General features: G+C 72.2%; 17 protein-coding genes. 10 read left to right on the top strand and 7 right to left on the bottom strand.

Annotation, left to right across the window (positions count from 1 at the left end; translation table 11 throughout):
• Positions 1 to 43 precede the first annotated feature (43 nt).
• The gene (locus ACI2L1_RS04945) at positions 44 to 1,387 is read left to right on the top strand and encodes a PLP-dependent aminotransferase family protein (RefSeq protein WP_404737895.1); all 1,344 of its coding nucleotides are present in this window, start codon (positions 44 to 46) and stop codon (positions 1,385 to 1,387) included.
• On the opposite strand, the gene ACI2L1_RS04940 is transcribed toward ACI2L1_RS04945, so the two are convergent.
• A complete protein-coding gene (locus ACI2L1_RS04940) occupies positions 1,366 to 1,956 on the bottom strand; it encodes an HAD family acid phosphatase (protein ID WP_404737894.1) in 591 nt (196 codons plus the stop codon). The genes ACI2L1_RS04945 and ACI2L1_RS04940 overlap by 22 nt on opposite strands.
• A gap of 52 nt (positions 1,957 to 2,008) precedes the next feature.
• The gene (locus ACI2L1_RS04935; protein ID WP_404737893.1) at positions 2,009 to 2,893 is read right to left on the bottom strand and encodes a hypothetical protein; all 885 of its coding nucleotides are present in this window, start codon (positions 2,891 to 2,893) and stop codon (positions 2,009 to 2,011) included.
• Positions 2,894 to 3,022: 129 nt separating this feature from the next.
• Here ACI2L1_RS04935 and ACI2L1_RS04930 point away from each other — a divergent pair, with 129 nt between their 5' ends.
• Complete coding sequence (locus ACI2L1_RS04930) at positions 3,023 to 3,571, top strand: SH3 domain-containing protein (protein ID WP_404737892.1); 549 nt, start codon at positions 3,023 to 3,025, stop codon at positions 3,569 to 3,571.
• 68 nt (positions 3,572 to 3,639) lie between these two features.
• On the opposite strand, the gene ACI2L1_RS04925 is transcribed toward ACI2L1_RS04930, so the two are convergent.
• Positions 3,640 to 4,068, bottom strand: coding sequence for a hypothetical protein (locus tag ACI2L1_RS04925; RefSeq protein ID WP_404737891.1), 429 nt, complete (start codon positions 4,066 to 4,068; stop codon positions 3,640 to 3,642).
• Positions 4,069 to 4,267: 199 nt separating this feature from the next.
• Here ACI2L1_RS04925 and ACI2L1_RS04920 point away from each other — a divergent pair, with 199 nt between their 5' ends.
• On the top strand, positions 4,268 to 5,425 hold the full coding sequence (locus ACI2L1_RS04920; protein ID WP_404737890.1) for a hypothetical protein: 1,158 nt from the start codon (positions 4,268 to 4,270) through the stop codon (positions 5,423 to 5,425).
• On the opposite strand, the gene ACI2L1_RS04915 is transcribed toward ACI2L1_RS04920, so the two are convergent.
• Together ACI2L1_RS04915 and ACI2L1_RS04910 are read right to left on the bottom strand one after the other, a co-directional pair.
• Positions 5,422 to 6,657 (bottom strand): amidohydrolase, encoded by a 1,236-nt coding sequence (locus ACI2L1_RS04915; protein ID WP_404737889.1) that lies wholly within the window; start codon positions 6,655 to 6,657, stop codon positions 5,422 to 5,424. The genes ACI2L1_RS04920 and ACI2L1_RS04915 overlap by 4 nt on opposite strands.
• Before the next feature lie 140 nt (positions 6,658 to 6,797).
• Positions 6,798 to 7,127: a hypothetical protein gene (locus ACI2L1_RS04910; protein WP_404737888.1), complete on the bottom strand. Its 330-nt coding sequence runs from the start codon at positions 7,125 to 7,127 to the stop codon at positions 6,798 to 6,800.
• 554 nt (positions 7,128 to 7,681) lie between these two features.
• Between ACI2L1_RS04910 and ACI2L1_RS04905 the strand changes: the two genes are divergently transcribed.
• Positions 7,682 to 8,251: a tellurite resistance TerB family protein gene (locus ACI2L1_RS04905; RefSeq protein ID WP_404738120.1), complete on the top strand. Its 570-nt coding sequence runs from the start codon at positions 7,682 to 7,684 to the stop codon at positions 8,249 to 8,251.
• A gap of 138 nt (positions 8,252 to 8,389) precedes the next feature.
• Positions 8,390 to 8,998 (top strand): Uma2 family endonuclease, encoded by a 609-nt coding sequence (locus ACI2L1_RS04900; protein WP_404737887.1) that lies wholly within the window; start codon positions 8,390 to 8,392, stop codon positions 8,996 to 8,998.
• Positions 8,999 to 9,011: 13 nt separating this feature from the next.
• Here ACI2L1_RS04900 and ACI2L1_RS04895 read toward each other — a convergent pair whose 3' ends face one another.
• Positions 9,012 to 9,182, bottom strand: coding sequence for a hypothetical protein (locus tag ACI2L1_RS04895; RefSeq protein WP_404737886.1), 171 nt, complete (start codon positions 9,180 to 9,182; stop codon positions 9,012 to 9,014).
• A gap of 123 nt (positions 9,183 to 9,305) precedes the next feature.
• Here ACI2L1_RS04895 and ACI2L1_RS04890 point away from each other — a divergent pair, with 123 nt between their 5' ends.
• The 5 genes from ACI2L1_RS04890 to ACI2L1_RS04870 all read left to right on the top strand — a co-directional run bounded on the left by ACI2L1_RS04890 (position 9,306) and on the right by ACI2L1_RS04870 (position 14,402).
• Complete coding sequence (locus tag ACI2L1_RS04890) at positions 9,306 to 10,652, top strand: tetratricopeptide repeat protein (protein WP_404737885.1); 1,347 nt, start codon at positions 9,306 to 9,308, stop codon at positions 10,650 to 10,652.
• Positions 10,653 to 10,745: 93 nt separating this feature from the next.
• Positions 10,746 to 11,741, top strand: a complete 996-nt coding sequence (locus ACI2L1_RS04885; RefSeq protein ID WP_404738119.1) for a permease — start codon at positions 10,746 to 10,748, stop codon at positions 11,739 to 11,741.
• Positions 11,738 to 12,463, top strand: coding sequence for a TIGR03943 family putative permease subunit (locus ACI2L1_RS04880; protein ID WP_404737884.1), 726 nt, complete (start codon positions 11,738 to 11,740; stop codon positions 12,461 to 12,463). Before ACI2L1_RS04885 ends, ACI2L1_RS04880 begins: the two co-directional genes overlap by 4 nt.
• 163 nt (positions 12,464 to 12,626) lie before the next feature.
• Complete coding sequence (locus ACI2L1_RS04875) at positions 12,627 to 13,448, top strand: ANTAR domain-containing protein (RefSeq protein WP_404737883.1); 822 nt, start codon at positions 12,627 to 12,629, stop codon at positions 13,446 to 13,448.
• Between the two features lie 99 nt (positions 13,449 to 13,547).
• A complete protein-coding gene (locus tag ACI2L1_RS04870; RefSeq protein ID WP_404738118.1) occupies positions 13,548 to 14,402 on the top strand; it encodes a GAF and ANTAR domain-containing protein in 855 nt (284 codons plus the stop codon).
• A 106-nt stretch (positions 14,403 to 14,508) separates the two neighbouring features.
• On the opposite strand, the gene ACI2L1_RS04865 is transcribed toward ACI2L1_RS04870, so the two are convergent.
• Positions 14,509 to 15,294, bottom strand: a complete 786-nt coding sequence (locus ACI2L1_RS04865; protein ID WP_404737882.1) for a hypothetical protein — start codon at positions 15,292 to 15,294, stop codon at positions 14,509 to 14,511.
• Between the last annotated feature and the right edge of the window lie 42 nt (positions 15,295 to 15,336).

The raw sequence follows: 15,336 nt of genomic DNA, 5'->3' as shown, positions 1-15,336 counted from the left end.
TGCAATAAGATCTTTGCCCTCGGTGCAATCACAGGGGGGTGCCGTGTCCGACTTCCGGCGTATCGCCGACCGTATAGCCGCCGACATCGCCGCGGGGCGGCTCAGTCCCGGCCAACGCCTGCCTCCGCAGCGGCAGTTCGCCCGTCGGCACGGTATCGCCGCGTCGACCGCGGAGCGGGCGTACGGCGAACTCGTACGGCGGGGACTGGTCGTCGGCGAGGTCGGACGCGGCACCTTCGTGCGGGCGGCCGCGCCCGTGCCGTCCGGCAGGGGGCTCATCGAGGACGCGGGGGCGCCCGTCAACCTGGAGCTCAACTACCCGTCCGTGGTGGGCCAGTCCGAGCTTCTCGCCGGTGCCCTCGCGCCCCTTCTGCGCCCCGACGTGCTGACCGAGGCGCTCCGCCCGGCCGCGGCCGGCGGCACGGTGGCCGCCCGTGCGGCCACCGCCGCCCTTCTCACCACTCCCGGTTGGCGGCCCGACGCGGACCGGATCCTCTTCACGGGCAACGCCCGTCAGGCCGTGGCCGCCGCTCTCGCCTCCCTGGTGCGCCCGGGCGGCCGGGTCGGGGTCGAGGAGCTGACGTATCCCGTGGTCAAGGAGATCGCGGCCCGGCTCGGTCCCACGCTGGTGCCGCTGGCCACGGACGAGGACGGACCGCGCCCCGAGTCGGTGGCCGCGGCCAACCGTACGGCTCCCCTGGCGGCCCTGTATGTGCAGCCGACGCTGCACAACCCGACGTCCGTCACCATGAGCGCCGAGCGCAGGCGTCAACTCGCCCTGGTCGTCAGTGCCTTGGACATCCCCGTCGTGGAGGACCGCATCTGGTCGTTCCTGGCGGAGGCCGACGACCCGTTCGCCGTCCATGCCCCGGCCCTCACCCATGTCGTCGACGGCCTCTCCAAGCGGGTCGCGCCCGGGCTCACCGTCGGCTTTCTGGTCGTACCGGAACAGCGGGTGGCGGCGGTCGCGGACGCCGTGCGCTCCGGCGGGTGGAGTGCGGGGCGGTTCGCGCTGGAGGCGGCGACGGGATGGATGACGAACGGGACCGTTGAGCGGCTGGTCGGGGAGAAGCGGGCGGACGCGGCGCGCAGACAACGGCTGCTGACGGAGTGCCTTGACGGGTTCGCCGTACGGTCCGATCCGCGCGCCTACTACGCCTGGTGGGCACTGCCCGCCCCCTGGCGGGCGGACACCTTCACGGCCGCCGCCGCGGCGCTCGGCATCGCGGTCTCGTCCGGTCCGTCCTTCGCGGTCGACCCGAGCCGTACCCCGAACGCGGTACGGCTCGGGCTCGCGTCGGCTCCCGCGGCGGACCTGGAGCGGGCGCTGCGCACGCTCGCGGTCCTCGCCTCGCGGGGCTCGGGTCAGTCCAGCAGGCCGTCGTAGTCGGGCAGCTTGTACGTCGCGTCGGCGTAACCGCCGGTCAGGTCCGTGGTGTTGTTGCCGATGTTGGCGACGATGTCGTAGCCGTTCGCCTCGATCGCCTTGCGCTGCGAGGTCTTGAAGGTCGCGACGGACTGGGTGACCATCTGCGCGACCGTGCGCGCGTACAGGCCGTCGACCGGGTAGCCGACCGACTTCAGGTTCGACGTGGTCACCGGGTTGAACAGGTTGCTGCGGGCGCTGATGAAGAACACGCTCAGGCCCTTGGCGTGCGCGTCCTGGGCGAGGGCGAGCACCGGCGGGGTGGCGGGGGTGGAGGTGCCGACGCCCTCGAAGTAGGACTCCAGCGAGGTGTTGTCGATGTCCAGCACGATCGCCTGCTTGGCGCCCGAGGCGTTCGCGGCGGCCCGGGAGTCGATGTAGGTCTGCGCGGGTCCGGTGACGGCGGCCACGTCGGACAGCCACTGGGCCTCGGTGACGGTGGCGGCCTGCGCGGGCAGCGCCGCGGCGAACGACAGGGCGAGGCCGGACACGACGGCTGCGGCGCCGAGGCGCGTGGTGGGACGGATCATCGGGGTGCTCCTTGGGTGACGGCGGCCGCCGGCTCCGTACCGGAGGCCGTCGTCATCCGAGGCTGGTCGGCCCCGCCGTGGGCCGGGTTGCCTCCGGGCGATCATTCGGTGACGTCATGGTCATGTTCCGGTCAGCAGTCTGTGAGTCGGCCCTGAGCGGCCCGGCCCCGGGCATCCGGCCGCGCACCCGCACATACCGGCTGAGCCAGGTGCCGAGGGCGACCGTCAGGCCCACGGCGACCAGCAGCCAGGAGGCCTGGCGCAGAGTGAGCGTCAGGGCGTCGTAGATGGCGCCCGCCGCCGGGCGGTGCACCGGATCGTGCAGGTCGGTGAGGGTGAGGTGGCGGCCGATGGCCACGGCGAGGCCAAGCAGCGCCCCGCCGAGGGCGGTGCCGAGGGCGGTCGCGGTGAGGGCGCGGCGGCGGCAGGCGGCGACCGCGATACCGGCGACGGCGAGGGCGGCGGCCGTGACGGGCAGCCAGAAACCGGCGACTTCGAGCACGTCGTAGCCCCTTCGGAGATGGTCGAGTTCGGAGGCCGGGAGCACGGCCACCTTGGTGTGTGAGAGGTCCAACGGCCGCTGTTCGTAGGGGAGTCGGTGCGCCACCTCGGTGAGGTCGACGCTCACCTCGCGGTGGCTGTCGTCGTGCAGAGCGCTCAACACGGCGTCGTGGACGGCCCGGTTGCCGGCGTCCCACGCGGCACGGAAGGCCGGGGTGCGGGCGAAGTCGTGCACGAAGGGCCGCAGCGGCTCACCGACCTCGCCCTCCACAGCGTCCCGTACGGCGGGATCGGCGGCCAGCGGTGCCATCGCGGTGACGTACCGGCCCGGGGCGGCGAGGCCGTGCGCCCAGGCCGCCAGCGCGCCGAAGGGCACGAGGAGACAGGCCAGGGCGATCAGTACGGCCGACAGGGCGCCGCGGACACGGGAGGTCACCGCTCCAGGCAAAACCGCCGAAGGCGACCGCGCGAGCCGTGGAGCTGGGGATTCCGCCCTCCGGTGGAGGGTTCACCCGAACGGGTGTCTCATGGATCAAGGAGGATCAGGGGAGAAGGAGGCCGATCCATGCGCACCACTACGGCCCTGCGGACCCTGGCCGTGGCGCTGCTCACCGGCGGTACGCTCGCCGTCACGGCGGCGGGCACCTTCGCGGCGGCAGCCCCGCCCACGTACGCGGAAGGCCACGGTGGCGGCGGTCCGGTCTGGGGCACCATCGTCTCCCGCACCACGCTCAACGTGCGGGACGCGCCCACCACCCACTCCGCCGTCGTCGACCGGCTCTCACCGGGCAGTCAGGACCGCATCGAGTGCATGGTCCGCGGGCAGCGCGTCAACGGCAACCCGTACTGGTACTGGTTCACCGGCGCCCGGGGCTGGGTCAGCGCCGAGTTCGTCGACACCGGCCGGCAGCACGTGCCGACCTGTGCGGACCCGTGTCCGCAGTGGAAGGACGACTCCTGGAACAACGCCGACTGGAACGACCCGAGCTGGAGCTCGGGCATCGACTCCTGGGCGGCCTCCGGCTCCGTCTCCTGGAGCAGCTCGGGCTCCTGGAGCTGGAGCGCGGCCGGATCCTCGTCGGACGTCCGGAGCTGGATACAGGGCGTCCGGTGAGTGGAGGGATGAGGGAAGCGCGTGGGCCCCGGTCCTGCCGCCGGGGCCCACGTGTGTGCGCTTGTGCGCTAACGGATCCGGTTCCCCTCGCCGTCCTCGTGCGTGTAGTAGCGGTAGAAGAACACGAGGAAGATTCCCGCCGCGACCGCCAGGCCCAGGGCAGTCGAGCGCAGCACGCTCACTCCGGTCTGGCTGTACAGGAACCCGACGGCGGCCCCGGCGAAGCCGGACTTCACGCCCGAGTGAAGCTCCCGCTTCAGCAGGGGGGCGAACGTCGCCACGGCAAGGCACAGCACGATGAACGCCAGTGCCGTCACAAAGCCGAACAGCAGGTTCCAGCCGGTGATCGGCCCGCCGTCACGGCGGTTCGCCGCGGCCCAGTAGCCGTAGACCAGACCCAGCACGACGGGGATGCCGTACCGGGCCGCCAGATGGACCTTCGGGCTGAACACGTCGGGTGTCCGGGCGAACCCGCCCGCGGGTGCAGCGTGAGCCATGAGAGCACTCCTCTCTCCACCCCCCGATCCGCCCCCGACTACCAGAGCACACCTGGGAGCAGGCCGTGGCAAGTCGGATGGTCGCACAGGACCGACGAGCAGGCAGGAAAGGGACGTTTGCGGTCCTGTGGACTCCCCTTTGCAGCCGCAGCGGTTACGGTGCTGCCGTAAGTGATCGACGGGGGATGGGGAGGGACCGATGCCCGGGACCGTGCTGCTGCTCGCCGCCTCACCGGTGGGCAAGAGCTGTCTGGTGGACGCGGCGTCCGTGCTTCCCGTCCTCGCGGCCGTGCCGCCCGCCGTGCTCTCGGGCACCGACACCGCCAACGTCGTCGAACTCGCCGACCCTCTGGAACCACAGGCGGTACTCACGCGCCTGCGCGCCGTCGCGGCCACGCCGGGTCCGCTCACCGTGTTCGTCGCCGGCCAGCTCGCCCTGGACCGCCGCCAGCATCTGCCGCACCTCGCGCTGGCCCGCACCACGGCGGCCACCGTCCGCTACACCGCGCTGCCCTGGCAGTGGATCCGCGAGGAGTTCCGGCTGCGTTCGCCGGGTTCGACGACGCTCTTCCTCGATCTGCACGCCGACGCGGAGGCCTGGGGGTGGCTGCGGACGCACGCGCTCGACTCCGGCCGCAACAACGCGGTGTTCGGGCGGATCGCGCCGCCGCCTTCTCGACGTACGGTGGCGTCGCCGGCGTACATGAAGACGATCGCGACGATTCTGCGCAGCGGGTGGCGTCCGCCGGTGGAGCAGCTGCATCAGCAGGCGTTCACCAGGCTGGGCCCCGACGCGTACGGGGACGTGGTGCTGACCGTGCCGCCGATGCCGGTGGCCGCACCCGGGGGCCTCGCCCCCAGACTCCCGCATCAGCCTGAACGGCCTCGTCCGCAGGTGCCGGACGGGCTGGTGGATGTCAGTCCCCCACCTCCGCAGGACCCCCACGCCTACATCGCCGCCGCCGTCCAGGCCGGCCGGCACCAGGACGCCGAAACCGTCGCCACCGCCCACGAGGAGGCCACCGCCCGTACCCACGGTCCCGCCTCCGAGCAGGCTCTGCACTGGTCCGAAGTCCGGGCGGATCTCGCCATGTTCGCCGGGGACCCCGTGCGCAGCTGCCGGATCTGGCTGACGGTCGCCGAGGCGCGGCTGGGGGCCGGGCAGGCGGTGGACTCCCCGTCCGTGGAGAGCGCCGTCGACCGGGCCCATCACCAGTGGGCCCAGGTCCGTGACGTGGAGCAGGTACGGCAACTCGGCATCGTGCTCGCGGGGTTGAGGATGCGGGTGCCGGGCCGCAGACGGGGTGCCCTGGAGAACGTGCAGACACAGCTGCGCAAGCTCCAGATGCAGGGCTAGGCCAGCATCTCCAGCGCCCCCGACACCAGGGTCCGCACCCCCGGCGCCACCGTGGACAGGTCGGGGGCGAAGTACGGGCTGTGGTTGCTGGGGACGGCGTCGAACTTCTCCATCAGGTCCGCGCCCGGCGCGGCCTCCCACGTGGCGGCCGGTGTGGAGGTCACGAACCAGTAGGAGTACGGGAGTTCGCCGAGCGCGAGCAGGGAGAAGTCCTCGCTGCCCATCGCCGGGCCGGAGTCGAAGACGGTGTCGGTGCCGAGGACCTCGCGGTGCACGGCGGCGATCCGGTGGTCGGTCTCCGGGTCGTTGACCGTGACCGGGAACGAGCCGCCCACGCTCACCTCGGGCTCGCGCGGGCAGCCCGCCGCATGGCACTCGCCCTCGGCGATCCGGCGGATCGCGGCCAGCATCCGGTCCCGGACCGCCTCCGACTGGGTGCGCAGGTTGAGGGAGATCCGGGCGGTGGCGGGGATGATGTTCGCCGCCGTGCCCGCCTCGATGCGGCCCACGGTCAGGACCGCGGACTCGCGCGGCTTGATCTCCCGGCTGACGACCGTCTGCAGCCGCGTGACGAGGTACGCGGCCGTGACGACCGGGTCGACCGTGGTCTCGGGGCGCGAGCCGTGCCCGCCCCGGCCGTGCACCACGATCTCGACGTCCGTCGTCGCCGACATGATCAGCCCGGGCACATGCGCGTACAGGCCCGCCGGGCCCGGTGCCACATGCTGGCCCAGCAGCACGTCCGGGCGCGGGAAACGGTCGTAGAGCCCGTCGGCGACCATCGCGGCCGCCCCGCTGCCCGTCTCCTCGGCGGGCTGGCCGACCAGGAGGAGTGTCCCGGACCAGGTGTCCCGGCCGTCCGCGAGCGCCTTCGCCGCCCCCGCCAGCCAGGTCACGTGCAGGTCGTGCCCGCAGGCGTGCATGACCCCGGCCGTCCCGGAGGCGTACGGCAGACCGGTCCGCTCCTCGACCGGCAGCGCGTCCATGTCGGCGCGCAGGAGGACGGTCGGCCCTTCGCCATTGCGCAGCAGGCCCACGACGCCGGTGCCGCCGATGCCCTCGGTCGTCTTGAACCCGGCCTCTCTCAGGCGCCCGGCGAGCAGGGCCGCCGTCCGGTGCTCCTTGGACGACAGCTCCGGGTGGCGGTGCAGGTCCCGGTAGAAGTCCTCCAGGGCGGGGACCGGGAGGTCCGCGGTGAGCTCCAGGGCGGTGCGGGCTGCGGCAGAGGTCATGGCGATCAGGGTGTCACTCGCGCGGATGTCCCACCATGCCCCGGGTTCCTCGGGGAACGGGAAGCGGCCGCCGACGCGAGGGGGGAGTGTGCGTCGACGGCCGCGGTCGGGAAGGCCCGTGTGTCAGAAGGACCTATGTGTCAGAACGCGGGGACCGCGGAGGGGCGGGTGCCGTTCATCGGCACCTCGTGGATCGGGTGAGTGCTGTAGCCGCCGTGCCGGGAGGCGCCTTGCCGAGGTGGTCGGTGCGGTAGTTGCCGGTGAGTGAGCCGGACGGGTTGAGACCCGCCGTTGGCGTTGCCGTTCGGGTCGACGGCCGCCGGGAAACAGCTGTCCGAGTCGTAGTCGAAGTACGGCTGGTACATCGCCTGCAACGTGGTGCCGCTCTTCGGGAGCGGGGTCAGGACGCCGACGCTGCCCGCGACGAGGGCGGCGCGGCCGAGTCGGGCCCTGCTGGTGCTCTTGGACATGCGGGGTGTTCTCCGGTCACGTGCTCTGCCGGGGTGTGGCCCGGCGGGGTCGGGACGGTGCGGCACCGAGACTGGTCGACGGGGAGTTGATCGACACCCCGTTTTGTCAGGTCAATCAATCCCGCCCTTACGACCTGCGGAAACGCGAGCGGTCATGCGAGTCGACGATTCCGCGACACCTGTCCGTCGCCTCCACGATGATCAACGGCATCGTCGCGGGCGAACTGTCGTCGGTCTCCTACGGCCGTACGGTCGCCACTGTCCTGTGGGCCTGCATCCTCGCGCTGGGTGTCATCGCCGCCCTCGGCCAGTCGGGCACCGCCGGGACGTCACCCTGGGAGCGGATGCTGACCACGTTCGAGGCCGAGTCGACGCGGGCGAAGGGCAGCATGAGCACCTACCAGGCGGGCCGCGAGGACGCCCTGCGGGGCCGGCCGGTAGGGGAACGCACGGACTTGCGGGATCCGGGTGACGTGTGGCCCTTGGTGGAACCTTTGCCTGTGCGTGCGCGTTGCCCAGGTGAGATCACTCAGACGAGTACCGAGGTGACGTCAATGGCACTGTTCGACCGGCTCAAGGACCAGGCCAAGGCCCTGCAGCAGCAGGCCCAGGGTGGGCACGGTGGCAGTTCTTCGCACGGAGCGTCGCACAGCGGCGGTTCGCACGGCAGCTCGCGCGGCGGTTCGCGCGCGCAGCTCGTCGGTCTGCTGAAGACGCAGCTCGGCTCCCTCAAGACCGAGTTGAAGAGCGGCGCGTACCGGGACGCCAGCATGGCGATGTGCGCCCTGGTCGCGGCGGCGGACGGCCAGGTCGACGGGTCCGAGATCCAGCAGATGGAGTCGCTGATCCTCGGCAACGAGGTGCTGCAGAACTTCCCGCCGGAGCAGCTGCGCACGCGCTTCCACAAGCATGTGGACCAGCTCACCCGCAACTTCCCGCAGGGCAAGGCCGAGGCCATGCAGGAGATCGCCAAGGCCGCGAAGAAGCCCACCGAGGCGCGCGCGGTCATCCAGACCGGCATCGTGATCGCCGGCGCCGACGGGCACTTCTCCCAGGCGGAGCAGTCGGTGCTCAGGGAGGCCTGCGCGGCGCTGGGGGTGAACCCGGCCGAGTTCCAGCTCTAGAGAGCGCCGACTACCGGTCGAGCATGCTGGTCCACGGCGGCCACGAAGGCGGGCTCGGGGGGTTCGGGATGGTTTCCGTCACATATGTCGTCACGCGTACGATGGGATCGACCAGCGGCTCCCGAAGGAGATGGCGGTATGACCGAGCAGACCGTCTACCGGCATCTGCGTGAGCTGCGCGAGCACTTCACACCGCCGTCCGGCTTCACGTATCCGGAGATCAGCGACGGGACGCTCGTCATGATGATGAGCCCCCGCCCTCGTCACCAGGTCACCGCCAAAGACGTCGCACGTCAGTTGGACCCGCAGCTTCCCGACGGGATACTCACCTTCGAGGCCACCGACACCGACGACGACGGTCTGGGCAAGCTCCGGGTCCCGGACCTCATCGTCACCGCGCGCGAGTCGATGCTGACCGACGGTCCGCTGGACCCACGCGAGATCTTCCTCGTCATCGAGATCGTCTCGCCGTCCAACCCGAGCAACGACTACGAGGTCAAGAGCCGGGACTACCCGGCCATGGGTATCGGTCACTACCTCATCCTCGATCCCCGCGACGGCACCTGGACCTACCAGTGGGGCACCGACACGAGCAGTGGGCGGCCCTGTTACGCCAACCGTCTGCACAAGCAGCCGTACGGAACGCCGCTCGTCGTCACCACGGAACTCGGTGCCTGGAAGCTCGACACCAGTGAGCTGCCGCTCTACAGCCGCAAGGACATGATGCTGGGTTCGGACACCGACTGAGTCGGCGCAGGGCTCACTTCGAGGTGTGCCCCGGCGCCTGCTGCGTCTGCGCGGCCCGCTCGGCGGGGTGCGGCTCAGCCCTCGCCGGGCCCGCGTTCGCCGCCAGGACGAGGGTGGCGACGGCCACGACCGCGGCGGCGAGACCTCTGGTGTAACGCGCGGTGGTGCTGGTGCGTTCGAGCACGGCGACCTCGCAGCGGTGGCGGTGAGTATCCCTGGCGGTGGCGACGTATTAAGCGGGGTTAATACGCCGTTTAACCTAGGGGCTGCGGGAGCCGAACGGCAAGAGGGACTGGGGGAGTTGGCCATGTCGGAGCGGGACGACCCAGGCGTCATCGGGCGCCGGGTGCAGCAGCTCAGAGTCGAACGCGGGCTGACCCAGAAACAGTTGGCCGAACCGGCCTACACACCGGCCTATGTGTCCACCCTGGAGTCCGGCCGGGTGCGGCCCTCCGACGACGCCCTCCGGCATCTCGCCGACCGTCTCGGCGTCGGCTTCGAGGAACTGGCGACCGGGCGCCCGGCCCATCTCGTCACCGATCTGCGGCTCCGCCTCACCGAGGCCCAGCGCACCCTCGCCACGGGAGCGGCCGAGGAGTCCGCCGAGCAGTACGCCCGTCTCCTCACCGAGGCGGACGCGCTCGACCTCACCGAGGTGCGGTCCGCCGCCCTGCTCGGGCTCGGCGAGTGCGCCGTGGAGACCGGCGAACTCAGCGCCGCACGACAGTACTTCGAGCGGTCCGAGAAGGCCCTCGGCGACGACGTCCCCCTGCCCGCCCGGGTCCCCGCGCTCCGTGGCCGCGCCCTCTCGCACTACCTCGCCGGTGAACTCCGCTACTCCGTCTACCTGTTGGAATCCACCATCGACGAGCTCAACCGCGGTGGCCTGCACGATCCCGACGCGCTGCTCCTCCTCTACGCGAGCGTCATCGGCCCCTACATGGACATGGGCGCCCACGCCCGTGCCGCCCAGGCCGCCGAACTCGCCCTCGCGCTCGCCCCGCAGGCCGGTGACCCCGCCCTCGTCGCCCGGATGCACCGCTCGGTAGCCCGCACCCTGCTCGCCGAGGGCCGGGTCGCCGAGGCCGACGCCTCCCTCGCCAAGGCCGCCGAGCTCTACCGGCAGCTCCAGCTCCGTACCGAGCTCGCCAACTGCCACTGGATGCGCGGCTACGTCTACGCGCAGAACGGCGAACTGGAGCGCGCCGAGGCCGAGTTGAGACGGGCCCTCGCCATGCTCTCCGCCAAGCGGGCCGCCCTCTACTCCAGCCAGGCCGCCGTCGAACTGGCCGACGTACTGCACCGGCGCGGCAAGTCCGACGAGGCCGCTGCCCTCCTGCACGACGTGCTCAGCGACCTCAGCCCCGAGCGCGGCGCCCTGCACTCCGCCGCCGCCCACCGCCTCCTCGGGATCATCGCCGAGGACGCCCGCGACACCGAGGCCGCAGAGGAGCACTACGTCCGCGCCCTGAGCCTCCTGGAGCGGGCCGGCGCCGCCGGTGACCTGGCCGACCTGTGCCGGCTCCTCGGCGATCTGCTCCGCCGTACCGGAAGAGTCGAGGCGGCGCTGGACGCGTACCGGACGGGCCTCGGACACCGTACGGCCCCCGGCACCACCACCCTCGGACCCGCGCCCGCACAGCCGCCTCTGTGATGATTCCGGGCCTGCGCACAGGTGCGTCCGGTTAGCCTGCGCGGGGACATTCGGAGGGCGGGCGGGACAGGACGCGTGGACAACCAGAGGACGATGGCCGACGGGCTGCGGATCGTCGCGTTCGGCCTGCGCGTGCTCGTGTACGTCGTCCTCGGCGGGGCGGCGCTGATCGCCATCGCCACCGTCGCCTCGGTCCTCGGACCCACCCTCGCGCTCGACCTCTACACCCCGCCCGTCGCCGCCTGGTGGACCGTCTTCACGGCGGTCGCGGTCCAGGGCGTGCCCTTCCTCCTGCTGGGCACGCTCGTCTCCGCGGCGATCGGCGCCTTCGTGCCGGAACGTGTCTTCACCCGGCTCCTCCCGCGCAACCAGGCCCTCGCGGTCCCGGTGGCGGGCGCGGCCGGAATCGTTCTGCCGGGCTGCGAGTGCGCGTCCGTGCCGGTGGCCGGGAGCCTGATGCGGCGCGGGGTCGCCCCGGCGGCGGCCCTCGCGTTTCTGCTGTCCGCGCCCGCCATCAACCCCGTGGTGCTCGTCGCCACCTCCATCGCCTTCCCCGGCCAGCCGAAGATGGTCCTCGGCCGGCTCGTCGCCTCGCTCGCCACGGCCGTGGTGATGGGGTGGCTGTGGGCCCGCTTCGGGCGCGAGGAGTGGCTGCGGCTGCCGAAACGATCAACCGGGGCGTCCGCCCGCGGGCTGCGCGCCTTCGGCGCCGGGCTCCAGCACGACTTCCTGCACGCCGGCGGCTTCCTGGTGCTCGGTGCGGCGGCCGCGGCCACCTTCAACATCGTCGTGCCGCGCTCCGTGCTCGACCTCTTCACCGGCTCGGCCTGGCTGTCGGTGCCGCTGCTCGCGGTCCTCGCGGTCGTGCTGTGCGTGTGCAGCGAGGCCGACGCGTTCGTGGCCGCGTCCCTGAGCGGCTTCTCGCCCACCGCGCGGCTGGCGTTCATGGTGGTGGGGCCCATGGTGGACCTCAAGCTGATCGCCCTCCAGGCGGGGACGTTCGGGCGGGCCTTCGCCGTCCGGTTCTCGTCCGTGACCTGGGCGGTGGCCGTGCTGAGCAGCGTGCTCGTGGGGTGGTGGCTGCTGTGAGGCGGTACGGGTCCTGTCTGCTCCTCGTCCTGGTCGGCGCGGCCGTCCTGCGGATCTCGCTCTTCAGCGAGCTGTATCTGCGGTACGTACAGGCGGCGTTGCGGCCCTACCTGGTGGTGTCAGGGGTGGCGCTGGTGCTGCTGGGGGTCGCGATGGCGGTCGTACGACGGACAGCGGACGGCCACGACCATGACGAGGACCACGGGCACAGCCATGGTGCCGCCGGGCCCCGGGTCGCCTGGCTGCTCACCCTTCCCGCCCTCGCGCTGCTCCTCTTCCCGCCCCCGGCCCTCGGCTCCTACAGCGCCGACCGTGAGGCGGCCCAGCGGGCGGCCCAGGGTGTCGGGGCCTTCCCCGCCCTCCCCGCCGGCAACCCGGTCGAGCTCACGCTCGGGGAGTTCAGCTCCCGGGCGATCTACGACAGCGGGCGCTCGCTGAAGGGCCGTACGGTCCGGATGACCGGGTTCGTGACCCACGGCGACGACGGGACCTGGTACCTCACCCGGCTCTCCGTCACCTGCTGCGCCGCCGATGCCACCACCAGCAAGGTCGAGGTCCGCGGCGCCGCCGACGGGGCCCCGACGGTCGACACCTGGGTCACCGTCACCGGCATCTGGCACCCCAAGGGGACGCTCGGCACCGACGGCGCCTGGCCGCCGGTCGTGGACGCGAGCGCGGTCGAGCGGGTGAAGCAGCCGGCGGATCCGTACGAGAAGCGCTGACCGAGCGTTTGGTTCGGTGAGGCTCGTGTGCCTTCCCGTGCCTTCTCGCGGTGCGGCCGATCATGGCCTGACCGTCACCGGCGACCGTAATGACCCGGTGTGCGGTCTGTGAAGGGTGGATGGGGGTACTCGGTCGTCAGGACCACCGAGGAAGGATGCCCTCGTGGCGGACACACCCGCCGCGGCCCCGCCCGACGGGCCGGCCCGCGGTGAGCAGACCCTGGCACGGCTGCAGCAGCTGCTGCTGGAGGCCGACCGGCTGGACGACTTCCTGCGCGAGCTCGTGCGGCTCGCCTCGACGTCGCTGCCCGCACCCGTGTACTGCTCGATCACTCTCAGGTCCGAGAACAGCGCCCACCCGTACACCGCGGCCGCCAGCCACCAGCTCGTGGACCAGTTCGACCAGCGACAGTACGACGAGGGCGACGGGCCCTGTCTGCGGACCCTGCGGACCGGTACCGCGCACCACGTCGACGACGTCGACGGGGAGGACCGCTTCGGCTCCTTCCCGGAGATCGCCCGCGAGTACGGTCTGCGCAGCATGCTCGCGCTGCCCCTGGCCGCACCCCGGCAGCAGGTCGCCGGCGTGCTGAACATGTACTCCACCGAACCGCGCGGCTTCGATGTGCAGGTGCGGGAGCAGGCCGCCGTGTTCGCGGGGCACGCCTCGGGCGCGCTGGGCGTGGCCCTGAAGTTCGCCGGCCAGCTCCAGTTCAGCCTGGACCTGCAGAGCGCGATCGCCTCGCGGGGCGTCATCGACCAGGCCCTGGGGGTCGTGATGGCCCGGGAGGGCTGCTCCTCCGAGCGGGCCTTCGAGATCCTCACCCGCGCCTCCCAGCACCGCAACATCAAGCTGCGCGACCTCGCCGCCGACCTCGTCGAGGGCGTTTCGGGGCAGCCGCCGTCCGTACGGCCGTTGTCGCCGCGCGACTGGCCGCTGGGCGGACCGGGCGACGGGGCGTTTGGCCCCGGGGGCCAGGGGTAGCCGGGCGGTGCCCCTGGGCGGGTGGGTCACGAGTCGGGACCTCCGCGCCGGGTGAGCCCGCTCCGGGGTCGCGGAATGGCAGCGCGATCGAAGGAGGCGGTGGCCGTGCGCCCGAGGGACGACCGCGGCGACGCCTCCGGCGACGACCCCGGTCCCTTCACCGGCCAGAGCGGCGGTTCCCGCACGCCCGGGGCACCGGCCGACGACCCATGGCTGTCAGGGCGGGACGCCGAACGGGAACGCGAACGTGACCGGGCGCGGGCGTCCGAGGTGATCGCGCACGGGATACATGGCGCCGATGCCAGGGAGGTTCCCGGCAGACTCTGCGAGGCCGCCGTCAAACTGCTGCCCGTGGTCGGCGCGAGCGTGTCGCTGCGCAGCAACGGAATGCCCGTACAGCTGAGTTCCAGCAGCGACCGGGCCGCCCGGCTGTCGGAGATCCAGGCCACCCTGGGCGACGGGCCCTGTGTGCACGCCGCGACGATCGGAGCCCCCGTGCTCGCCGACGATCTGACGGACGGCCGGGACGCCCGGCGCTGGCCGGTCTTCGCCCAGGAGGCGACGGCCGCCGGCGTACGGGCCGTCTACTCGATGCCGCTCGGCAACGACGCCGTGTGCGTGGGCACCCTCGACCTCTACCGGGACACCCCGGGCGCACTGGCCGCCCGCGAGCTGCGCACGGCACAACTGGTGGCCGGTGTCATGACGGTGGCACTGATGGCACTGCCCAGCGGAGAGGAGAACGGCCCCGAGGGAGACGAATCCTGGCTGAGCGGTCTGGCCACCGACTACGACGAGGTCTACCAGGCCGTCGGCATGATCATGGTGCAACTCGGCATCGGCGCGGACGAGGCACTGGCCCGCCTGCGCGCCCACGCCTTCGCGCACGACCGCACCGCCGTCGAGGTGGCGCGCGAGGTGGTCTGGCACAGGAAGAGGTTCGAGCGCGACTGACGACTCCCCGGCACGGCGACCGGCGCACCGGGGCCGGGCCGCCGTGCGGAGGCATGGATGAGTCGGCCCTGTTCCAGATGCAGCAGGGCTTGGGCGTTCCGACCGGTCACGCCTGCACCCGGCCCTGCCTCCTGATCTCCGTCAGCCGCTGCGCGCCCAGCTGGACGGCCGTCTGCGTGGCGTTCGTCTGTACGTCCCCGAAGCCGCCGTTGACCACGCTGATCGCGTCCTCTCCCACCCGGACCGCGGCGACGTCCAGCCTGAGCGTCACCGGTTCACCCTCCGGGGACTCACCGGTCAGCAGGACCCGCAGTCCCTGCCGGGCGTTCCCGGCCTCGGGCAGCTGCGATTCCGTCACCTGGACGCCGAAGACGGCCCCCGTGTTCGTCGTGGCCGCGAACTGGGCGCACTTCCGCGGAAGGCCCTTCATCCAGGCCAGGGTCTTGTCGATCTCGGCCGGGGGCCGGGCGAGCACCTGGTACCGAAGCTGTGCCTCGTTCCACTCGTCGTCCAGCCCGATCACCGCGCGCGGCTGGGCGTCGGCCCCGAACAGGTCGTCCGCGTACAGGGCGTCGAGCAGACGCCGGCAGTCCGGCTTCTTCGTCGTCGCCTTCAGCACCCCGTCGTGCCAGGTGGCCGCGCCCTGGGTGGGCACCCAGGGTTCGCCGAGGTCCGCGTCGGTGATGAGGGCGGCCTGGGCCATGGCCTGGGTGAGGGAGGAGCCGGCCGGAGAGGCCTTCGGGCTCTTGGACGGGGCCGCGCTGGTGGGCCGGGTGATCGGCGGCTTGGCGGCGGTCGGCGGAGTGGAGAGTGCGGAACAGGCACCGGCGCCGAGAAGGGCGGCGAGGCCGAGGACGGAGGCGGTGACGCGGGCGGCACGGGGCGGGGTCATGTCTCCAAGTGATCACCGGGCCCGGCGAGGTCACCAGTGCTC

Origin of the sequence: Streptomyces sp. NPDC019531, from assembly GCF_044903305.1 — a bacterium.
In the GTDB taxonomy this organism is placed as follows: domain Bacteria; phylum Actinomycetota; class Actinomycetes; order Streptomycetales; family Streptomycetaceae; genus Streptomyces.
Note: the sequence above shows the minus strand (reverse complement) of the source record. Positions and strands in the feature narration are given on the sequence as shown.

Coding starts and splice junctions, on each gene's coding strand:
- ACI2L1_RS04940 (WP_404737894.1), bottom strand. CDS start 1,956: ATGATCCGTCCCACCACGCGCCTCGGCGCCGCAGCCGTCGTGTCCGGC.
- ACI2L1_RS04930 (WP_404737892.1), top strand. CDS start 3,023: ATGCGCACCACTACGGCCCTGCGGACCCTGGCCGTGGCGCTGCTCACC.
- ACI2L1_RS04925 (WP_404737891.1), bottom strand. CDS start 4,068: ATGGCTCACGCTGCACCCGCGGGCGGGTTCGCCCGGACACCCGACGTG.
- ACI2L1_RS04920 (WP_404737890.1), top strand. CDS start 4,268: ATGCCCGGGACCGTGCTGCTGCTCGCCGCCTCACCGGTGGGCAAGAGC.
- ACI2L1_RS04915 (WP_404737889.1), bottom strand. CDS start 6,657: ATGACCTCTGCCGCAGCCCGCACCGCCCTGGAGCTCACCGCGGACCTC.
- ACI2L1_RS04910 (WP_404737888.1), bottom strand. CDS start 7,127: ATGTCCAAGAGCACCAGCAGGGCCCGACTCGGCCGCGCCGCCCTCGTC.
- ACI2L1_RS04905 (WP_404738120.1), top strand. CDS start 7,682: ATGGCACTGTTCGACCGGCTCAAGGACCAGGCCAAGGCCCTGCAGCAG.
- ACI2L1_RS04900 (WP_404737887.1), top strand. CDS start 8,390: ATGACCGAGCAGACCGTCTACCGGCATCTGCGTGAGCTGCGCGAGCAC.
- ACI2L1_RS04890 (WP_404737885.1), top strand. CDS start 9,306: ATGTCGGAGCGGGACGACCCAGGCGTCATCGGGCGCCGGGTGCAGCAG.
- ACI2L1_RS04885 (WP_404738119.1), top strand. CDS start 10,746: ATGGCCGACGGGCTGCGGATCGTCGCGTTCGGCCTGCGCGTGCTCGTG.
- ACI2L1_RS04865 (WP_404737882.1), bottom strand. CDS start 15,294: ATGACCCCGCCCCGTGCCGCCCGCGTCACCGCCTCCGTCCTCGGCCTC.